Consider the following 2,376-nt stretch of genomic DNA (forward strand, 5'->3'; position numbering starts at 1 on the left):
CTTGCCTGGGCGGTACAGCTGCTGCACTTCTGCGGTGATGCGGCCCAGGGCATCGCGTTCCAGTGCTATGCGGCTTTGCAGTTGGATGGTGTTCTCTGCGGTGTGCTGCCAGACGCTGGCGGCCATGAGGCGTCCGGCCGCATCCCATTCGTAGCGGTGGGTCTGGGCCGGCGCATGGGCCGTGGCGGGCAGCTGGCGTTCGACCAATCTGCCGCCTTCGTCCCAGCGATAGTGGCTGCTGCTTTGCCGTGCAGCGTTGCCGTCCGTGGCTTCCATGAGCTGGCCTGCCGCATCCCAGCGGTAGCGCTGCAGCCGCTGGTCGAACCCTTCTTCCTGCACGAGCCGGTCCAGCGCGTCCCAGGCAAAGCGGCTTTGCGCACCGTTTTCGTTGACGAGACGCGTGAGGCGGCCGGCGCTGTCGTATTCGAAGGCCAGGGTGAGGCCGCCATGTGTTCGCTGGACCAGCCTGCCCCAGAGGTCGTAGCGCAGGTGGATGCTGGGGTCGGCGGCCGGTGCAGCAGGGCTTTGTCCCCCCATGAGAGGGGTGAGCGGGGGCTGGGCCGGTTCGATGCGCGTGAGGTGGCCTGCGCTGTCGTAGTGGTAGCGCTCGATCTGGCCGTTGGGCAGTTCGCTGGCCACGATGCGGCCCTGGCCGTCGCGCTGGTGGCGTTGGCGCTGGCCCAGGGCGTTGCCCACTTCGATGAGCGCACCCCAGCGGTCGTAGTGGTAGTGCGTGCTGTGGCCCGAGCAGTCGGTGTAGCTGAGCAGTTGGCCCGCATCGCTCCAGGCCAGCTGTTTGCTGCCGCCCTGGGCGTCTTCGATGCGCCGGGGGCTGTCGCAGGTGAGCGGCGCTTCCTGGGGGTCGGGGTAGTGGTAGCGCTCGGTGCTGCCGTCGGCCTGGGTGATCTGGGTGAGGCGTCCCCAGGCGTCGTATTGGTAGCCGGTGGTGGCCCCTGCGGTGTCGGTGGAGGCGAGCAGGCGGCCCGTGGCTTCGTCGTGTTCCTGCTGGGTGCTGCGCCCATCGGGCAGTTGCACGCCGATGAGCCGGCCCTGTCCATCACGCCTGAGGTGGACGCTGCGGCCCAGCGGGTCGGTGCGCGAGGCCAGGCGGCCGAAGCTGTCGTAGCTTTGCAGCCAGCGGCTGCCGTCGGCCTTGTGGTGGGCGATGAGGCGCGACAGGCCCGCTGCGCCTTCGAAGTAGTAGGTCTCGATGCGATCCAGGCTGTCGCTGACGCGGGTGACCGCGCGCGGCTGGCCGTCCGGGCCCGGCGGTTGGCTGAGGTAGTCGAAGCGGTAGGACAGCCCTTCCTGGTTGCTGTGTTCGATGACGCGGGCGCCGGGCTGGGCGCTCTCGTAGCGGTAGCGGTGCCAGGGTCCGCTGGCATGGCGGTGGGCGCTGATGCGGTGGTGGTCCCATTCGAATTCGCGCACGAGCTGGCCTGCGCGGTCGTGGACGGTGATGAGATCGCCTGCACTGCTGTAGCCGTAGCGCACGAGCGTGATGGGGGTGGACAGGGGATGCAACGGGTCCTGCGTGAGGTCGACCCCGATGAGGCGCCAGCCGTCGTCGGCGCCCCACAGTCCGTTCAGGCCCTGCGCGTCGCTGCCGCCATGGATGCGCTGGTGCAGCAGCCGGTAGCGCCGGCCTGTGCCGTCGCTCAGCGAGACCAGGCGGCCTGCGGGCAGCGGTTCCGGACTGCCGTTGACGTCCGGGGCCGTGGTCTTGCCGTCGCTGTAGTGGTAGAGCTGGCGGCGCCCGAAGCGGTCGATCTGGGCCATGAGGCGCCAAGGGCCATCGACAGGTTCACCGGGCGCAGGACCAAAGCCCCAGAGGGTGTCGCCATCGCCGCTGAAGGCCAGGATGGCCTCGGGATTGCACGCCAGCGCCGCCTCCACATGCGACCAGCGCGGGTTCGCAGCCCAGGGCGCTGTGCCGCCGTCCGGCTCCGGGCTGCCGCCGCGCAGCAGCCAGATGTCTTCGCTGGCACTGTGCAGCTGGCCGCCCGGGGCCAGGGGCTGGTCGAAGGTGATGACGCGGCCGCTGGCGTCCAGCAGCAAGGTGGCCTCTTCCTGCAGGCGGATGCTGAGCTCCTGCAGCAGGTGCCAGCCATGGCCCAGCAGGCCGCAGGCAGCGCCGTGCTCGGGGTTGACGTAGCTGCTGTACTGGCGCTGCCAGGCCACAGGCAGCGCAGCCGATGGCAGGGCGAAGTCCAGGTCTTCTGCGCCCCGCAGGACCTTGGCGCCGAGCTGGGGGTTCACAGGGGATCCGACGGTGATGCCGTCCGGGCAGACGGAGCAGGCCAGGCCGCCCTGGCTGCCGATGAGCACGGTGCGCGAGCCGGTGACGATCTTGCCCTTGACGACGCTGTCGGTGAT

At 69.9% G+C, this 2,376-nt stretch carries 1 protein-coding gene; it reads right to left on the reverse strand.

The window, feature by feature from the left end; translation table 11 throughout:
• Window positions 1-2,376 (reverse strand): DUF6531 domain-containing protein (locus AC5I49_RS10045; protein ID WP_495789269.1); only part of this gene is annotated, 2,376 nt, incomplete at both ends.

The sequence above is a fragment of the Delftia sp. genome (assembly GCF_059499305.1).